16 protein-coding genes are annotated in these 16,406 nt (G+C 51.1%); 5 read left to right on the forward strand and 11 right to left on the reverse strand.

The annotated features are described in order from the left end of the window. Nucleotides 1-158: 158 nt before the first annotated feature. Nucleotides 159-1,628: a hypothetical protein gene (locus tag ACTRC3_RS09980; RefSeq protein WP_440322957.1), complete on the reverse strand. Its 1,470-nt coding sequence runs from the start codon at nt 1,626-1,628 to the stop codon at nt 159-161. A gap of 200 nt (nt 1,629-1,828) precedes the next feature. On the opposite strand from ACTRC3_RS09980, the gene ACTRC3_RS09985 reads away from it, so the two are divergent. From ACTRC3_RS09985 to ACTRC3_RS09995, 3 genes are read left to right on the forward strand one after another with little or no spacing between them, the layout of a single operon-like run. Next, complete coding sequence (locus ACTRC3_RS09985) at nt 1,829-2,167, forward strand: sporulation initiation factor Spo0A C-terminal domain-containing protein (protein ID WP_349163683.1); 339 nt, start codon at nt 1,829-1,831, stop codon at nt 2,165-2,167. 59 nt (nt 2,168-2,226) lie between these two features. Then, nucleotides 2,227-3,144 (forward strand): TIGR01212 family radical SAM protein, encoded by a 918-nt coding sequence (locus ACTRC3_RS09990; RefSeq protein ID WP_440322958.1) that lies wholly within the window; start codon nt 2,227-2,229, stop codon nt 3,142-3,144. 29 nt (nt 3,145-3,173) lie between these two features. Beyond that, nucleotides 3,174-3,686, forward strand: a complete 513-nt coding sequence (locus tag ACTRC3_RS09995; RefSeq protein WP_349163685.1) for a DUF4364 family protein — start codon at nt 3,174-3,176, stop codon at nt 3,684-3,686. A 31-nt stretch (nt 3,687-3,717) separates the two neighbouring features. On the opposite strand, the gene ytvI is transcribed toward ACTRC3_RS09995, so the two are convergent. The 8 genes from ytvI to ACTRC3_RS10035 form a co-directional block, all read right to left on the reverse strand. Beyond that, nucleotides 3,718-4,836 carry a sporulation integral membrane protein YtvI gene (gene ytvI, locus ACTRC3_RS10000; RefSeq protein ID WP_440322959.1) on the reverse strand — a complete coding sequence of 373 codons (1,119 nt, stop codon included), beginning with the start codon at nt 4,834-4,836 and terminating at the stop codon, nt 3,718-3,720. 52 nt (nt 4,837-4,888) lie between these two features. After that, nucleotides 4,889-5,515 carry a ribosome biogenesis GTP-binding protein YihA/YsxC gene (yihA, locus tag ACTRC3_RS10005; protein ID WP_440322960.1) on the reverse strand — a complete coding sequence of 209 codons (627 nt, stop codon included), beginning with the start codon at nt 5,513-5,515 and terminating at the stop codon, nt 4,889-4,891. Beyond that, nucleotides 5,512-7,842 carry an endopeptidase La gene (lon, locus tag ACTRC3_RS10010; RefSeq protein WP_440322961.1) on the reverse strand — a complete coding sequence of 777 codons (2,331 nt, stop codon included), beginning with the start codon at nt 7,840-7,842 and terminating at the stop codon, nt 5,512-5,514. The genes yihA and lon overlap by 4 nt, the downstream gene beginning before the upstream one ends. A 92-nt stretch (nt 7,843-7,934) precedes the next feature. Then, nucleotides 7,935-9,206: an ATP-dependent Clp protease ATP-binding subunit ClpX gene (gene clpX, locus ACTRC3_RS10015; RefSeq protein WP_440322962.1), complete on the reverse strand. Its 1,272-nt coding sequence runs from the start codon at nt 9,204-9,206 to the stop codon at nt 7,935-7,937. An 18-nt stretch (nt 9,207-9,224) separates the two neighbouring features. Continuing rightward, nucleotides 9,225-9,809, reverse strand: coding sequence for an ATP-dependent Clp endopeptidase proteolytic subunit ClpP (gene clpP / locus ACTRC3_RS10020; protein WP_178038877.1), 585 nt, complete (start codon nt 9,807-9,809; stop codon nt 9,225-9,227). Nucleotides 9,810-9,844: 35 nt separating this feature from the next. Then, nucleotides 9,845-11,131: a trigger factor gene (gene tig / locus ACTRC3_RS10025; RefSeq protein ID WP_349163688.1), complete on the reverse strand. Its 1,287-nt coding sequence runs from the start codon at nt 11,129-11,131 to the stop codon at nt 9,845-9,847. A 368-nt stretch (nt 11,132-11,499) separates the two neighbouring features. Next, on the reverse strand, nt 11,500-11,718 hold the full coding sequence (locus ACTRC3_RS10030) for a small, acid-soluble spore protein, alpha/beta type (RefSeq protein WP_440322963.1): 219 nt from the start codon (nt 11,716-11,718) through the stop codon (nt 11,500-11,502). 120 nt (nt 11,719-11,838) lie between these two features. Continuing rightward, nucleotides 11,839-12,390 carry a DJ-1 family glyoxalase III gene (locus ACTRC3_RS10035; RefSeq protein WP_440322964.1) on the reverse strand — a complete coding sequence of 184 codons (552 nt, stop codon included), beginning with the start codon at nt 12,388-12,390 and terminating at the stop codon, nt 11,839-11,841. Between the two features lie 173 nt (nt 12,391-12,563). Between ACTRC3_RS10035 and ACTRC3_RS10040 the strand changes: the two genes are divergently transcribed. After that, on the forward strand, nt 12,564-13,013 hold the full coding sequence (locus ACTRC3_RS10040) for a CYTH domain-containing protein (protein WP_440322965.1): 450 nt from the start codon (nt 12,564-12,566) through the stop codon (nt 13,011-13,013). A gap of 156 nt (nt 13,014-13,169) precedes the next feature. Then, complete coding sequence (locus ACTRC3_RS10045; protein ID WP_440322966.1) at nt 13,170-13,574, forward strand: helix-turn-helix domain-containing protein; 405 nt, start codon at nt 13,170-13,172, stop codon at nt 13,572-13,574. A 120-nt stretch (nt 13,575-13,694) separates the two neighbouring features. On the opposite strand, the gene ACTRC3_RS10050 is transcribed toward ACTRC3_RS10045, so the two are convergent. Continuing rightward, nucleotides 13,695-14,960: a dihydroorotase gene (locus ACTRC3_RS10050; protein WP_440322967.1), complete on the reverse strand. Its 1,266-nt coding sequence runs from the start codon at nt 14,958-14,960 to the stop codon at nt 13,695-13,697. 1 nt (nt 14,961) lies between these two features. Continuing rightward, a complete protein-coding gene (locus ACTRC3_RS10055; RefSeq protein ID WP_349163699.1) occupies nt 14,962-16,368 on the reverse strand; it encodes an ABC transporter substrate-binding protein in 1,407 nt (468 codons plus the stop codon). Nucleotides 16,369-16,406: the final 38 nt, after the last annotated feature.

The following is a 16,406-nucleotide window of genomic DNA, read 5'->3' on the forward strand; positions in this document are numbered from 1 at the left end:
TATCCTCGAGGAAAAATTAACATGAGGCGAAATTCACGCAGATCTTTTCTTTTCTGTGCAGCACTTTCTATATAAAAAGGGCGTGTGAAAAAATGAGAAATCATTTGGCCCTTCTTTTTTATAGGTTATGTTTTTTCACAGCCCCTCTTTCTATGTTTTTACAAAATCACTGTGCCAAGGATTCTGACGTCTCTGTCTGCCGCCAGCGCACGCTCTTTTTTTATCATTTTACTGTAGGATACTCCCTGTTTCTCCACAAACAGGATTCCCTCGTATTCATTCAGTTCCTCCAGCGCAGCTGCTTGGAAAACGATGCGCTCATAGGATGAAAGGGTAAGATCGCCCAGCTCCCGGACAAGCTCTGCCCGAAAGGCTTCCGCTTCTTCCTTCGCAATGGTTCCCGCAAGCATGATTTTCTTCACACCCGTATCTCTGGCTGCCGCCTTCAGATTGGACGCCGCAATCTTTACCTGCTCCTCGTAGGTAATATCCGCATACGCGCCTTCCTGTAAATGTACCAGCCAGCTGTCGATAAAGCTGAACAGACGCTTTTTGCCATTCTTTTTGGTAACCTGACCCAGAAGCGGCATATCAAATTCTTCCCGGAAGTCGTCAATTCCTTCCAGTTTTCCGCTCATCAGATACAGAACCACCAGGACAAAGGCTGCCAGGAACGCTCCCAGTACCAGACCCACAACAGCGTACTTGACTGCTCCGCTGACCGGATTGTCATAGACTACTTCTTCGCCTACCACAATGGTTTCGCCCTCGTCATTTTTCACATTTTTCAAATCGGTCTGCATAGACTTAAACTGCGAATACAGCGTGCTGTATGTATTCAGAATACCGGTCTGATAATCCTGTACACTCTGATTTACACATTCCGTCCGGGAAGAAGAAAGCAGCTCCAGAGAATGGGCTCCCATCTTTCCCTGCACCTCCCGGGCATATGCGCGAAACGCCGCTTCCGCAGCTTCTGTATAGGTCTCACATCTTTCCGCTGTGTCTGCCCCAATCTGAACCCGGAAAATTGCCAACTCATTCTGCGTGTCGCCTGTCACATATACTACAGACGTCTTATCGGAAGCAGTCTGCATCGTATTGGACGACTCCACGTTAAAGCTGATCAGATACTGCAGCTCTGATTTTTCAATACTGTCGTCTGCCTGAAGCAGCGCGTCAGCCAGTCTTCCATCCTCTGTGAAGGTCTTATAGACCGCCAGCAGATTCACGCGCTCAGACTCGCTCATTCCATCGGTATTGATATAGTAGCTTAAAATTCCCGTATTCAGATGATAAGCGTCCAGCCCCATCACAACAGAGCTGTCAATGTATTCCTTCATGGTTTCCAGCGTCTGCTGCGTATTGTCTACAGCCAACTGGCCATATTCCACATTGGGATTGGTAATGACGCCTTTTTCCTGGTTTTCTTCCTTTTTATCATCTCCCAGCGCCTCTGCTTCTTTCTTCAATGCGTTCCCCTTCACGGTAGCCTGGTACTTATAACCGCCGGCCAGCACTGCCAGAATCAGCATGGAAGCTACGATCCAACGCCATTTTTTCAGGCAGTAAAACATAAGGTCCATCAGGCTGATTTCTTTTTCGTAAGTCTCCTGATACTCATTCATATCTGTTTCTTCCTCCTGTTTCTATTTTTACTTTCTGTCCTTTTTTTCACATAGATAATTTATTATATAACATCTCTCTCCAAATAGCAATTCCTGATTTTTTGTCTGTTTTTTCCTTTTCCAATCGTATTTTTTAATATTTACTCATAACTGTTCCGTACCAGAATCGTTACATTTACTCTTACAAAGGAGGAATTTTCGTGAGACAATCTGCATTATACTCTCTGCTTCAGCTGGCAGGCCTCCGCGCGCAGTATCTTGGATACGCTTATTTCGCTGACGCAGTTCTTCTGGCTTCAGAGGATCTGACGCGGCTTCAAAATCTCCGCCGTGATATTTATCTCCCTGTGGCGGCAAAATATCATGTCAGTTGCCCCAGCGTCGAGCGGGATATCCGCACGGCCAGGGACGTGATTTTCCGTCATCAGAATTTTGAAGTGTTCCGGACCCTCGGCGTCTATCCGCTCTGGAAAAATGCACAGCCCTATCCCCGCGAATGCATTGCCGCCTTTGCCGACTATCTCGCCCGGCTTTCTTGACAGGCTGCGGGAGAAAAAGTTATACTATTACTTAACTACTATTGTAAGGAGACTTTTTCATGCCGCAGAACCGCTTCCGTTCCCTGAACACTGCCCTTCAGGAGCGCTTTGGAGAGAAAATCTATAAGCTGTCCCTGAACGGCGGCTGTACCTGTCCCAACCGGGACGGGACCCTGGGAACCAGAGGCTGCATCTTCTGCAGCGCCGGTGGTTCCGGGGATTTTGCTTCCAGCCCTGCCCTTTCGATAACGGAGCAGATCGAGGACGCGAAAAAACGCCTGGCCGGGAAACGCCCGGTACAGCGCTACATTGCCTATTTTCAGGCTTACACCAACACCTACGCTCCCATAGAACATCTGCGGATGATTTTCACAGAGGCCATCATCCACCCGGATGTGGCTGTACTCTCTGTCGCCACCCGCCCGGACTGTCTGGGACCGGACGTGCTGGAACTGCTCTATGAGCTGAATCAGATAAAACCGGTCTGGGTGGAGCTTGGACTGCAGACTATTCACGAGGAGACCGCATCCCTTATCCGGCGCGGTTACCCGCTTCCTGTCTTTGACGAAGCCATGGAGCATCTGAAGGCCATCGGTGTCGAAACCGTCGTACACGCCATCCTGGGACTGCCCGGCGAGACGCCGGACATGATTCTGGATACGGTGCGTTATATCAATGCATCCGGCGCAGACGGAATTAAACTGCAGCTTCTTCACATTCTAAAGGACACGGATCTGGCCGCTTATTATAAGGATGCCGGCTTTCACGTACTGACCCTGGATGAATATGTGGATCTGGTCATCCGCTGCCTGGAGATCTCCCGCCCGGATCTGGTGATTCACCGTCTGACCGGCGACGGACCGAAGGATTTGCTTATCGCGCCCCTCTGGAGTCAGGCCAAACGGCAGGTGCTGAATACGATTCACAGGGAGCTCAAAAACCGGGATACTTATCAGGGACGGCTTTATACACCCTGACATTTCAAAAGAAAGGACGGCGGACTGCCATGTCAGACACTTTGACCTTATACAAATTGATTCTTCTCCATATTCTGGACAAGGTAAGCTTCCCCATGAGCAACGGACAGCTTTCCGAATTTATGCTGGACAAGGAATATACTGATTATTTCACCGTGCAGACTGCCCTGTCCGAGCTGGTGGAAGCGCATTTTATCCATATGAAGACCGTCCGCAATACTTCTCTCTATTCCATCACCGATGAGGGACGTAAAACGTTGGAATTTTTTGGCAAAAAAATCTCTTCCCAGATACAGGAAGAGATTGCGGATTATCTGAAAGAACACAATTATGAGCTGCGCAATGAGCTCTCTGTTCCGGCTGATTATTACCCCACCGGAAATGGCGAATATGCCGCCCGCTGCCGGGTTCTGGAAAAAGGCTCTGCTATCATCGATCTGACCCTCACTGTGCCAACAAAGGAACAGGCCGAATCCATCTGCGCCCACTGGAGCACCAAAAGCCAGCAGATGTACGCGTATCTGATGCAAAATCTTCTGTAACTCCCTGAAAATAAGGAGAGCAGGCTTTCGCCTACTCTCCTTTTCTGTATTCGTTCAGGCCTTCGGCCAGTTCTTTCACATCTTTGATAATATCGTCAAAGGCTCCTGCCTCGTAGAGATTGACCACAATCAGTCCGATGGGAACTGCGATAATCATCGCGATAATTCCGCCGACTTTATAACCGATGTACATAAATACCATGGTGGACAGCGGATTCAGTCCAATGGTGTCGCCCACAATCTTCGGCTGAATCACCTGACGCACCAGCTGACTTACCAGATAAATGATGATAAGCCCCACCGCAAACTTATAACTGCCGCTTAAGACCTTTAAGACTGCCCATGGAATCAATACAGTTCCGGTTCCAAAAAATGGGAGGAAATCCAGTAGCGCAACCAGAATGGCCCAGAGAATCGCGTATTTGATATGCAGTACAAAGAATCCCACCAGCAGAATCACAGCCACCACGCCCATGATTTTAAACTGGGCTTTGAAATAACCGCCTACCGCGCTGCGGAATCTGCCTGCGATGAAGTGCCATTTGGAGCGCAGCTCCTCCGGCGTGTGCTCCCGCCCCCACTGGATGATTTTGTCCCGCTCTGCGATAAAGAAATAGGCGGACAGGATCGTAAAGATCACATTTACCAGAATATTGGGGATATTCTTTGCGATATTACCTGCAGCGGTCACTGTCGGCCCGCCGATGGTACTGATCACATTCCCCAGGGATTCGGTCAGGCTGTTGACCGTCGTGGCCAGCTTTTCCACCAGCTCCGGCGGTATCTTCTCAGACAATCCGGCCAGGTTGGCGCCGGTAATCTCCAGATCGCCCAGCAGTGATTTATAGAGATCCGGCAGGATTCCGATAAAGCCGTAGATCTCACGGGCCAGCCAGGCAATCAGACCGTAGCCGCCCAGTACAATCAACGCAATGGTTCCGATGATAATCACCATGGAACTGTGTTTCCGCACGATTTTCAGACGTTTTTCCATGAACCGTACCAGAGGATTCGCGATCAACGCGATAACCCATCCCACCACAAAGGGCATGAAAAAGATCAGAAACCGTGGAACCAGAAGACAGACCAGCACCACCCCCATAAGAAACAGTACAATGTTTACCACATTTCTCAAGTACTTTCTGTCCATATGTTTAACCTCTTTTCAGGGAATCCGGAAAAACCGCCGGATTCTTTCCTTATTATGCTTCCGGTTGTTCCGGAGCTTCTTCAGGCTCTGTCTCCGGCGCAATCAATGTATCAATCAGCGCCCAGATCTCATCCCGCCCCTGCTTGGTTTCCGCAGAAAATGGAAGAATCTGGGTGCCGGGCTTCACGTTCAGCCCGGTACGAATCAGCTTTAACTGCTTCTGAATCTGGCTGCGCTTAATCTTATCCAGCTTGGTGGCAATGATAATCGGATCATAACCGTTCCAGACAATCCACTCATACATGCGCTTATCATTTTCCGACGGCTCATGACGGATATCAATCAGCAGAAATACCGCCTTCAGCTGCTTCGAACCATGCAGGTAGCGCTCAATGAGCTTTCCCCATTTTTCCCGGATTTCCTGGGTCACCTTAGCATAGCCGTAGCCCGGCAAATCCACCAGGTACATAGCCTGATTCACGTTATAAAAGTTGATAGTCTGGGTCTTCCCCGGCTGGGCCGAGGTCCTGGCCAGAGACTTCCGATTCAAAAGTCCGTTGATCAGGGAAGATTTTCCCACATTGGACTTGCCTGCGAAGGCGATCTCCGGCAGTTCATTTTCCGGGAGACGGCTGGTAATACCGCAGACCGTCTCCAGATTTACATTTTTAATAATCATTTCGTCTCTCCATGAAAGGCTATTTTCAGCACATCTTCCATCTGCTCCGCGTAGACAAGCTCCAGTCCCTTCTTGATTTCCGCGGAAATCTCCTCCACATCCCGGCGGTTCTTCTCCGGCACGATGACTGTCCTGATTCCCGCGTTTTTCGCTGCCAGAAGCTTTTCTTTTAAACCGCCGATGGGAAGCACCCGGCCCCGCAGGGTGATTTCGCCGGTCATGGCCACATGGGCATACACCGGGATGCCTGTCATCGCCGACAGCATAGCCGTCGCCATGGTGATACCGGCGGACGGACCGTCCTTCGGCACTGCTCCCTCCGGAATATGGATATGTATATCATGCTCTCCAAAGAACGCTTTGTCAATCCCGTAGCGGTCGCTGACGGAACGGATGTAGCTTAAGCCCGTCCGCGCGGACTCCTTCATCACGTCGCCCAGCTGACCGGTTAGGGAGATTTCACCCTTTCCGGGCATGATGTTGACTTCGATCTGCAGGGTATCGCCGCCCACACTGGTCCAGGCCAGACCACGGACGATGCCGATCTCATCGGTTTCATTGGCCATATCATAATGATAACGGGCCTTGCCCAGATATTTCTCCAGATTATTTTCGGTGAGCTTTACACTTTTTTTCTTCTTCTCCAGAATCTCCCGGGCCGCTTTGCGGCAAACCTCGCCGATTTTACGCTCCAGCTGGCGCACGCCGGCCTCCCGGGTATAGCTGTGAATCAGATCCTCCAACGCCTTCGGACTGATAGTAAGCTGTCCTTCCTTCAGTCCGTTCTTCTCCATCTGCTTGCTGATCAAATGCTCGCGGGCAATATGTACCTTTTCATTTTCCGTATAACTGCTGACCTCAATAAGCTCCATACGGTCAAGCAGAGGTCTTGGAATGGTCTGTACGTCGTTGGCGGTGGCGATAAAGAGCACCTCCGACAGATCCATGGGAATCTCCACATAATGATCCTGGAACCGGTTGTTCTGCTCAGAATCCAGCACCTCCAAAAGAGCCGATGAGGTATCTCCCTTGTAATCGCTGCTGACCTTGTCAATCTCATCCAGCAGCATCAATGGGTTTTTCACGCCCGCCTGCTTCATGCCCGTGGCGATGCGGCCCGGCATGGCGCCCACATAGGTTCTCCGATGACCGCGTATCTCTGCCTCATCCCGGACGCCGCCCAGGGAAATGCGGACATATTTCTTATTCAATGCCCGCGCAATGGAACGGGCTATAGAGGTCTTACCGGTTCCGGGCGGGCCCACCAGACAGAGAATCGGACTACTTCCCTTCTTCGTCAGGATCCGCACGGCCAGATACTCCAGCACACGCTCCTTGACCTTCTCCATGCCATAGTGATCCTCGTTCAGAATTGCTTCAGCACGTTTCAGATCACTGCTGTCCCGGGATGCCTTGTCCCAGGGAAGCTCCAGCATAGTCTCAATATAACCACGAAGGACTGCGCTTTCAGAAGAATTCATTCCCATATTGCGAAATCTGGAGATCTCCTTATTCAGCTTTTCCTTCACTTCCTTGGAGGCCTTCAGTTTCTGCACTTCTTCTGTGAAATGATCCGCGTCGGAAAAGGTGTTATCCTCTCCTAACTCCTCCCGGATGACCTTCATTTCTTCCCGAAGCAGATATTCCCGTTGACCTTTATCCACATGGGCCTTTACCTTCTGCTGCAGTTCTCTCTTGAAACGCATAATTTCAATCTCTTTATTCATCAAAAGGCAAAGCTGTTCATAACGTTCCGACAGATTCACAGCCTCCAGGAGTCTCTGCTTATCGTCATAGAACAACGGCAGGTTGATCAGCACCTGGCTCATCAGCTTCTCCAAATCGGTCTCCTCCAGAATCTGACGTTCCATATCCTTGTTCATCTTGCCATTTTCCTGGCAGTAAAAGCTGAAGATTTCCGCCAGATTCCGAACCATGGCTTCCCTGGCGCTTTCCGGCAGCGCCTCCAGCTCTCTGTCCTTCTCAAACCGGATAATTTCCGCCTCCAGATAGTCCCCTTCTTCCGAAAAATGGGACAGTTCCCCGCGTTCCAGGCCCTCGGCCAGCACACGGAGAATTTTCTGGGGCATCTTGATGACCTGTTTTACCGATGCGATGGTTCCGATACGGTAGAGATCATCCGGTCCCGGATTTTCCACCTGTACGTCCTTCTGGGTTACCAGAAAGACTCTCTGATCACGCAGCATGGCTTCTTCGATGGCTTTCACCGAGCGCTCCCTGCTCACGTCAAAATGTATTACCATGTCGGGAAGGATGGTCATTCCGCGTAATGCTACCACGGGTAGGGTTTCGGTTAATTCTGACATAAATCCTTTTCACTCCTTCTCATTTGTATTTCGTTTCTTCTTATCTTATGCACGAAAGAGTCCCGCAAACGGAACTCTTTCTGACTCCGGACTTACGCCCGCGCTTTTATCTCGTTGCTGGCGGTCACAGGCGTACCTGTTCCCTCTACAACTTCTTTTGTAATCATACAGTTGGTGATACTGTCATCGGACGGAATCTCGTACATGGTGTCCATCATAATGCCTTCCATGATGGAACGTAAGCCCCGGGCTCCTGTCTTCCGTTTCACCGTCTGCTCCGCGATGGCCTCAATGGCCTCACGCTCAAAGGACAGCTTCACGCCGTCCAGCTCAAACAGCTTCTTATACTGCTTTACGATAGAATTCTTCGGTTCCACCAGAATCCGGACCATGTCATCCTTGGTCAGAGCGTCCAACGCTACTGTCACCGGCAGACGTCCCACAAACTCCGGAATCATACCGAATTTTACCAGATCCTCCGGAAGCATCTCATGAAGCAGATGTCCTATCTCCTCGTTCTCACCCGGCCGACCAAGGTATGCGCCGAAGCCCATGCTTCTGCGATCCATACGGTGCTCAATGATTTTCTCCAGCCCCTCGAAGGCTCCGCCGCAGATGAACAGGATATTGGTGGTATCGATCTGAATCAGCTCCTGATGGGGATGCTTTCTGCCGCCCTGAGGCGGAACAGAAGCAACGGTTCCCTCCAGAATTTTCAGCAGCGCCTGCTGCACGCCCTCACCGGATACATCGCGGGTAATGGACGGATTCTCAGATTTTCTGGTTATCTTGTCGATCTCGTCGATATAGATAATGCCGTGCTCCGCACGCTCAATATCGTAATCCGCTGCCTGAATGATTTTCAGCAGAATGTTCTCTACATCCTCGCCTACATAGCCAGCCTCTGTCAGAGATGTGGCATCCGCAATGGCAAACGGAACATTCAGAAGGCGGGCCATGGTCTGAGCCAGCAGCGTCTTACCGGAACCGGTGGGTCCCAGCAGCAGAACGTTACTCTTCTGCAGCTCCACGTCCGAAGTATCCTTCTTATCTTCCATCGCCAGAATTCGCTTGTAATGATTGTAGACTGCCACGGAAAGTACTTTCTTGGCTTCTTCCTGGCCGATGACATAATCATCAAGGACTGCTTTGATCTCCTTGGGCTTCAGCAGATTGATCTGCTCCCGTACTTCTTCCTCCTGTGCTTCATCGTGCTCGAATTCTTCTTCAATCAGTTCGGCGCAGAGTTCCACACACTCGTCGCAGATATAGGTTCCGCTGGGGCCGGATATCATCTTTCGTACCTGGTCGCCCGTCTTTCCGCAGAAAGAACATCTTACCTTATCATCACTAATTCTAGCCATTCAACAATTTCCTCTATATTACTGTCTTTTTGTTACAATGCTGTCGATCAGGCCGTACGCAACTGCTTCCTCGGCGCTCATATAGTTGTCGCGCTCGGTGTCCGCGGCGATAACCTCCAGCGGCTGTCCTGTGTTGGCCGCCAGAATCTCGTTCAGCTTCTTCTTTGTCTTCAGAATATGATCCGCTACAATCTTGATGTCTGTAGCCTGGCCCTGTGCTCCGCCTGAGGGCTGGTGAATCATAATCTCAGCGTTAGGAAGCGCCATACGCTTGCCCTTGGCGCCGCCTGCCAGAAGGAATGCTCCCATGCTGGCTGCCATGCCCATACAGATGGTGGAAACGTCGCACTTGATATACTGCATGGTATCGTAGATAGCCATACCTGCGGTTACGGAACCACCCGGGCTGTTGATATACAGGCTGATGTCCTTACCCGGATCCTCAGACTCCAGAAACAGGAGCTGGGATACGATCAGGCTTGCGGATACGTCTGTAACTTCCTCCCCCAGAAAGATAATTCTGTCTTTCAGCAGACGGGAATAGATGTCGTAAGATCGCTCTCCCCTACTGGTCTGCTCAATGACATAAGGTACCAAACTCATATTTGCCATATTCAATCAATCCTTTATTATCTTGCTTATTTCTCTACTGCTGCATCAGTTACCAGTTCTACGGCTTTCTGAATAGCCAGATCCTCACGGACAGACTTCAGATCCTCCTCGGCGAACATCTCCTTCAGCTTCTCAACTTCCATCTTGTACTGCTCAGCCATTCTTCCAAGCTCTGCGTCCAGCTCCTCATCGGATGCAGTCAGGTTCTCTGCTGCTGCAACTGCCTCAAGTACCAGACGGCTCTGGATACGCTTCAGCGCCTGCGGCTTGGACTGCTCAACCAGTGCCTGTACATTACCGCCTGTGAACTGCAGGTACTGCTCCATGGTCAGACCCTGCATCTGCAGTCTCTGTGCGAACTCGTCTACCATACGCTCTGCCTGAGTCTCAACCATAGCGTCCGGAATCTCCATGGCAGCGCCCTCAATGATCTTCTCAATGACAGCATCTTCCTTCTTTGCCTTAGCGTCTGCTGCCTTCTTCTCCTCTACCTTCTTGCGGACGTCTGCCTTGTACTCCTCCAGAGTATCGAAATCAGATACGTCCTGAGCGAAATCGTCATCCAGCTCCGGAAGCTCTTTTACCTTAATCTCCTTAACCGTACACTTGAAGACTGCCGGCTTTCCTGCCAGCTCTTTTGCGTGATACTCCTCCGGGAAGGTCACGTCTACTTCTACTTCCTTGCCGATCTCAGCGCCTACCAGCTTCTCCTCAAAGCCCGGGATAAATGCGCCGGAACCGATGGTCAGCGGGTAATCGGTTCCCTTGCCGCCCTCGAATGCCTCTCCGTCAACAAAGCCCTCGAAGTCAATGACGGTCATATCGCCGTCCTGAACTGCTCTGTCCTCTACGGTGATGGTTCTGGAGTTCGCCTCGCGCTCCTTGTCGAGCTCTGCTGCTACTTCCTCATCAGTCGCTGTGGTGTCAGCCTTCTCTACCTCGATGCCCTTGTACTGGCCCAGGGTTACTTCCGGCTTTACTGCTACTTCTGCAGTGAAAATGAAGGGCTTGCCCTTCTCCAGCTGTACGATGTCTACGGTCGGGCGGGATACGATCTCAAGCTCGCACTCGTCTGCCGCCTGCGGATATGCCTTCTGAATCAGCGCGTTTGCCGCGTCATCATAGAATACTTCCGGTCCGTACATCTTCTCGATCATCTGACGCGGAACCTTGCCCTTACGGAAGCCCGGAACGGAAATCTGCTTTCTATTCTTCAGATAAGCGTTCTGAAGCGCTGCCTCTACTTCCTCTGCGGGAACTTCAACGGTCAGCTTCGCCATGTTCTTCTCTAATTTTTCAACCTGTAAACTCATGTTCTATTTTCCTCCTTAAATGTGGGGCGCTTTGTGCCTTCCACGAATTCTCTGTGTATATTTTTACATACTTACAGTCATTTTAGTAGTATAGCATGGGTGAGGCTTAAAAATCAAGTATTTATACCAAATTTACATAGGTCTGACGGGGGATTTTTCTCATTATCCACATAAGAAAGAATCCTGCAAAGCAGGATTCTCCGCCTGCGGCGGGTCGCTTTAGCGACATCATTCCATTCCGCCGCAGTGCGATAATATTTTTTATGTAATAGGGGATTCCATAGGAATTCCCTATTACATAAAAAACCCCCGGCGAAAGGCTCCTGTGTCTTACAGGTGACTTTCGCCGGGGGCTGTTTTCTTTCTTTTTATTTACCGCTCATCTGCTGTTCCTGCTTCATGATCATTTTTTTGACCATTTCGCCGCCGATGGATCCGGCCTGGGCGCTGGTCAGATCGCCGTTATAGCCCTCTTTTAAGGGAACGCCCAGCTCGTCGGCTACTTCTTCTTTGAAGCGGCTCATGGCTGCTTTGGACTCGGGGACTGCCATCCGGTTCTGGTTGGAACCGGAATTCTGCTGTGTCATGATTATCACCTCCATGATGGTAGTGTGCGCGGAGGTGTAGGATGCTATACTGGAAGTTTTTTGAAGGGCGAACGGTTCCGGCAGGTGGCTGTGCCGGAACCTGGTTTTCGTCGTTTCGTCTTATACTCCGTACACAATACTCTTCGCGATCTCGTCCGCCTTCTCCTGGCTGTAGAGCTGGGCGATCAGGCTCAGGGCGAAGGGAATCGCGGTGCCGACGCCGCGGCTGGTGGTGATGATGCCATCGGTGACTACCGGGGCGGTCTGGCAGATGGCTCCGGTGAGGCCGTCTTCGCAGCCCGGGTAGCAGGTGGCGTTTTTGCCGTTCAGGAGACCTGCATGACCCAGGACAGTGGGCGCGGCGCAGATGGCCGCCAGCTTTTTCCCTTTGGCGTTATGCTCTTTCAAGAGAGCCAGCAAAGGCTCGCATGCCTTCAGGTTCAGGGTACCTGGCATGCCGCCGGGAAGTACCAGAAGATCTGCGTCTTCATAATCCATCTTCTCAAACAGACGGTCTGCAGTGATAGAAATGCCATGGCTCCCAGTCACTGTCTTCTCCGCTTTGATGGATACCAGCGTCACTTCCGCTCCGGCCCGGCGCAGCAGATCTGCGGGCGTCAACGCCTCTACTTCCTCAAATCCTTCTGCCAAAAATATACTTACTTTTTTCATTTTTTCCGACTCCTTCCGTTTTATGTCACAGTCTTTTGTTTTCTTCGCACATTATAGCAAATTCTCGTTGAATTTTCTATATCTATGTGCTACTGTCCTTTTATAATATGAATGATTACGACCTTTCCTTTTTTCACACAGGATTTTATGGAACGGTCTAAGGGGGTCTTTTTATGGAAATAGAACGCAAATTTTTAATCCCGAAGCTGCCGGATAACCTGGATTCTTTTCCCTGCAGATTGCTGGAGCAGGCCTATCTGTGTACGGAGCCTGTGGTGCGGGTGCGCCGCAGCGATGATTCTTTTATTCTCACTTACAAATCCAAAGGACTCATGAGCCGCGAGGAGTATAATCTGCCCCTGACAGCTGAAAGCTATGAGCATCTGAAGGCCAAGGCCGACGGTAATATTATTTCCAAGAAGCGGTATCTGATTCCGCTTCCTGACGGCCTGACTATTGAATTGGATGTGTTTGCCGCTCCCTTTGAGGGGCTTTGGATCGCAGAAGTGGAGTTTTCATCCGAGGAGCAGGCCAATGCCTTTACGCCGCCGGAGTGGTTCGGAGAAGAGGTTACCTGGTCGTCCGAGTATCATAACAGTACGCTCAGCCGCAAAAAATTCTGATTCGGATTCTCTGACGCAGTTTATGAAATCGCGATATTCTGTCATCGTTCGCCGACATATTATTTTTACTTGCGCTGCGTTTTGTGACATTGCGCATATGGAAATCCGCAAACTGGTATAATAATGCCATCTTTTCGGAACACAAGGAGAAACGCAATGTCGGAATCTTATCTGGCTGATAATCTTCGCAGCCTGCGCGAAGCTAAAAAGTATTCCCAGAAATATATCAGTGAACAGCTTCATATTGCACGGCAGACCTACACTGTTTATGAAAGCGGCAACCGTGTCCCGGATATCAGCCTTATCTGTAAGCTGGCCGATATTTACGACGTTTCTCTGGATCAACTGGTACTGACGGATCTGTCGGCCCACTCGGATATTATCGCCGACGGAACCGAGCCCCGTCACTACGCGGCCGTCCCCAACAAGAGTCTGATTCCCTTAAGCGGCGCCAACGCCAAGTCCATCATGGATTTCTTAAGCTTTCCGGAGGAGACGCAGTTGGAGATACGGGAGTATATCCGGTTTAAGAAGTATTTGTTGGCGAAGGAGCAGAAATGAGCTTGAAGCCGCATTTTGCGGCTTCATAAACTCTGCTTTCTGTTACCAAAAAACGCTGCTTGTGTGGATGATGAAGTTCATCTGCACAGGCAGCGTTTTTCTTTTCGCATATAGTTATTCTTATAGACTGTATACTATCTTTCCATCGCAGATGGTGTAATGCACCCGGCCGGTCAGATTCCAGCCCTTGAAGGGGGTGTTGACTGCTTTGGAGCAGAAGCTTTCGGGCTTCCATTCTTCGTCTGCAGCGAAGATGACCAGGTCTGCGGGGGCGCCTTCGGCGATGCCCTGATAGGGCAGGTGGTAGAGGGCGGCGGGGTTCTGGCTCATTTTGCGCATCAGTTCCATAAGGGTCAGGCAGCCCGGTTTGACCAGTTCTGTGATGCCAAGGGCCAGAGAGGTCTCCAGGCCGACGATGCCGCTGGGGGCTTCGGTCAGGGGCTTTCCCTTTTCGTCGATGCTGTGGGGCGCGTGGTCGGTGGCAATCATGTCGATGGTTCCGTCCTTCAGGCCCTCGATAACAGCCTGCCGGTCTGCTTCCGTCCGAAGGGGCGGATTCATTTTCGCCAGGGTGCCATAGGTCAGGACAGCTTCATCCGTCAGGGTAAAATGATGGGGCGCCGCCTCGGCGGTCACATGGGAGCCCCGTCTCTTAGAGGCGCGCACTGCTTCTACGGCTCCTGCCGTACTGATGTGCTGGATGTTTACGTATGAGCCGGTCTCCTCGGCCAGACGGCAGTCCCGCTCTACCATGGTGATCTCGGCCTCCGCCGGGGAACCGCCGATACCGAGCTTCTCTGATACCGGGCCTCGGTTTATACCGTTGTTTGTAATAAGCTTCGGATCTTCTTCATGAAGGCTGACAGGCACCTGCAGTTCTTCTGCTTTGATGAGTGCTGCCTTCAGAACCTCTTCGTCCAGAATTGGGATGCCGTCATCGGTAAAGCCTGCTGCTCCCGCCGCACGTAAAGCATCCATATCTACCAGTTCTTTTCCCTGCATGCCTTTGGTGACACAGGCACAGGAAAGTACGTGGATGCCGGTTTCTTTTCCCTTATTCAATACATATTGAAGGGTCTCGGCGTTATCAATTACCGGCTTCGTATTGGCCATGCAGACAACGGTGGTAAAACCGCCTGCTGCTGCCGCATGCGCACCGGTCAGGACATCCTCTTTATACGTAAGTCCCGGATCGCGGAAATGCACATGCACATCCACCAGGCCCGGCGCAACCGCCATGCCTGCCGCTTCTATGATATCTTCGCAGCCGTCCAGGTTCAGCTGCTCTCCTACAGCTTTGATTGTCCCATTTTCCAGAATCAGATCTCCGATAAAATCTTTGCCGCTTACCGGATCGATGATTCTGCCTCCGCGAATTCCTGTCATGTTAATCTTCCTCTTTCTCTGTCAGCGTTTTGGTCGCATACTCATTAAAGCTGTTGGCGGCTTCTTTTACACTGTACTGTCCGTCCAGAATCTCGCTTTCCATCTGGTACCAGTATACACGCATCTTCTCAAAGCCGTTTACAGACTGGTAGTATGTGCCGCTATAGGGCATCAACGCCTCGAAAAGCTGCGCCTCCTCGTTGCCGTCGTACACGTCGCCCATGGACGCGCGTACCGGGAACGCACCGCTGCGTACCACGTTTTCCTTCGCAACAGCTTCATCGTTGCACAGGAAATCGATCAGATAACGGGAAGCCTGCTCTTTGGCTTCATCCTCGGTCTTGAATACGCAGAAACCGTTCAGCATATATTCCAGAGACGGGCTACCGTCCTCGGACGGGTAGGGCATAACAACCACGTCCACACCATTTTCCTGAAGGGCCGCCGCGTTGTTGATAGCCTGTGGCAGGCTCCACAGCAGGCAATAGGACTGATTGCCCGCCACGAATTCTTCCACCGCATCCGCGCCGGTGGAATCGGCGCCGTTCAGCATCCAGCCTTTGTCCACCCACTCTTTTATCTTGGTAAATGCCTTCTGATTGGCGTCACTGTTCATGGTATAGGCAGTCTTCTCATCGTTCATCAGGCTGCCGTCATACAGATTTGTGATGAAGGAGCGGGTCGCATAGTCGCCTGCGATTCCGGAGCAGTAGAGCATGCCCGATCCGAAGCCGGATGCGTTTAGCTTCTCCAGTACCTGCTCGAAGGCGTCGGTGGTCCAGGTGCAGGCTCCTTCCCGGTTCATCAGATCGATGGCTCCGGAGCCCTCCAGCATTTCCCGGTTGAAGGCCATCACGTAGTTGGATCCACTTAAGGGGTACATAACGTAGGCGTCGCCATTTTTGCAGGCGCTTAACAGGTTTTCGCTTATCATGTCATTCTTGACTTCGTCGGTGAACAGGTCGCTGATGTCGCTGAGCATGTCTGCTTTTGCGTAGGTGCTGATTCTGCCCGGCTCGTCCAGAAGGACGTTCGGGAGTTCGCCGCCTTCGGCTTTGATCTGCTCGTCGATCATGCCGGGGCCGTCGGTGTAATCCAGGAGTTTCAGTTCTACTTTGATGTTCGGGTATTTTTCGTTGAATTTTCGGATCAGTGTCTGCTCGTAGGTGCCGTCGGCCTGGTCCTCGTCCTGTACGAATACGGGGTAGGTCCACCAGGTGATACTGGCTTCCAGGTCGGAGACAACTTCGGCCTGCGTCTCTGCTTCGGCTGTGTCTGCGGTGTCTTCTACTACGTCTGCGATATCTATATCTTCGCTGCCTGTGTCTTTTTTACTCTGGCATCCCATGGCAGATACGGCCAGGAGACTGGCAGCGGTGAGTGCTGTAAGTTTTTTCCAGTTTGTCATGTTTGTAAGTCCTCCTAATCTGTTTTACTATAGCACAG

Source organism: Laedolimicola sp. (assembly GCF_051972735.1).
Taxonomy (GTDB): domain Bacteria; phylum Bacillota; class Clostridia; order Lachnospirales; family Lachnospiraceae; genus Laedolimicola; species Laedolimicola intestinihominis.

Coding starts and splice junctions, on each gene's coding strand:
- ACTRC3_RS09980 (WP_440322957.1), bottom strand. CDS start 1,628: ATGAATGAGTATCAGGAGACTTACGAAAAAGAAATCAGCCTGATGGAC.
- ACTRC3_RS09990 (WP_440322958.1), top strand. CDS start 2,227: ATGCCGCAGAACCGCTTCCGTTCCCTGAACACTGCCCTTCAGGAGCGC.
- ACTRC3_RS09995 (WP_349163685.1), top strand. CDS start 3,174: ATGTCAGACACTTTGACCTTATACAAATTGATTCTTCTCCATATTCTG.
- ytvI (WP_440322959.1), bottom strand. CDS start 4,836: ATGGACAGAAAGTACTTGAGAAATGTGGTAAACATTGTACTGTTTCTT.
- yihA (WP_440322960.1), bottom strand. CDS start 5,515: ATGATTATTAAAAATGTAAATCTGGAGACGGTCTGCGGTATTACCAGC.
- lon (WP_440322961.1), bottom strand. CDS start 7,842: ATGTCAGAATTAACCGAAACCCTACCCGTGGTAGCATTACGCGGAATG.
- clpX (WP_440322962.1), bottom strand. CDS start 9,206: ATGGCTAGAATTAGTGATGATAAGGTAAGATGTTCTTTCTGCGGAAAG.
- clpP (WP_178038877.1), bottom strand. CDS start 9,809: ATGAGTTTGGTACCTTATGTCATTGAGCAGACCAGTAGGGGAGAGCGA.
- tig (WP_349163688.1), bottom strand. CDS start 11,131: ATGAGTTTACAGGTTGAAAAATTAGAGAAGAACATGGCGAAGCTGACC.
- ACTRC3_RS10030 (WP_440322963.1), bottom strand. CDS start 11,718: ATGACACAGCAGAATTCCGGTTCCAACCAGAACCGGATGGCAGTCCCC.
- ACTRC3_RS10035 (WP_440322964.1), bottom strand. CDS start 12,390: ATGAAAAAAGTAAGTATATTTTTGGCAGAAGGATTTGAGGAAGTAGAG.
- ACTRC3_RS10040 (WP_440322965.1), top strand. CDS start 12,564: ATGGAAATAGAACGCAAATTTTTAATCCCGAAGCTGCCGGATAACCTG.
- ACTRC3_RS10045 (WP_440322966.1), top strand. CDS start 13,170: ATGTCGGAATCTTATCTGGCTGATAATCTTCGCAGCCTGCGCGAAGCT.
- ACTRC3_RS10050 (WP_440322967.1), bottom strand. CDS start 14,960: ATGACAGGAATTCGCGGAGGCAGAATCATCGATCCGGTAAGCGGCAAA.
- ACTRC3_RS10055 (WP_349163699.1), bottom strand. CDS start 16,368: ATGACAAACTGGAAAAAACTTACAGCACTCACCGCTGCCAGTCTCCTG.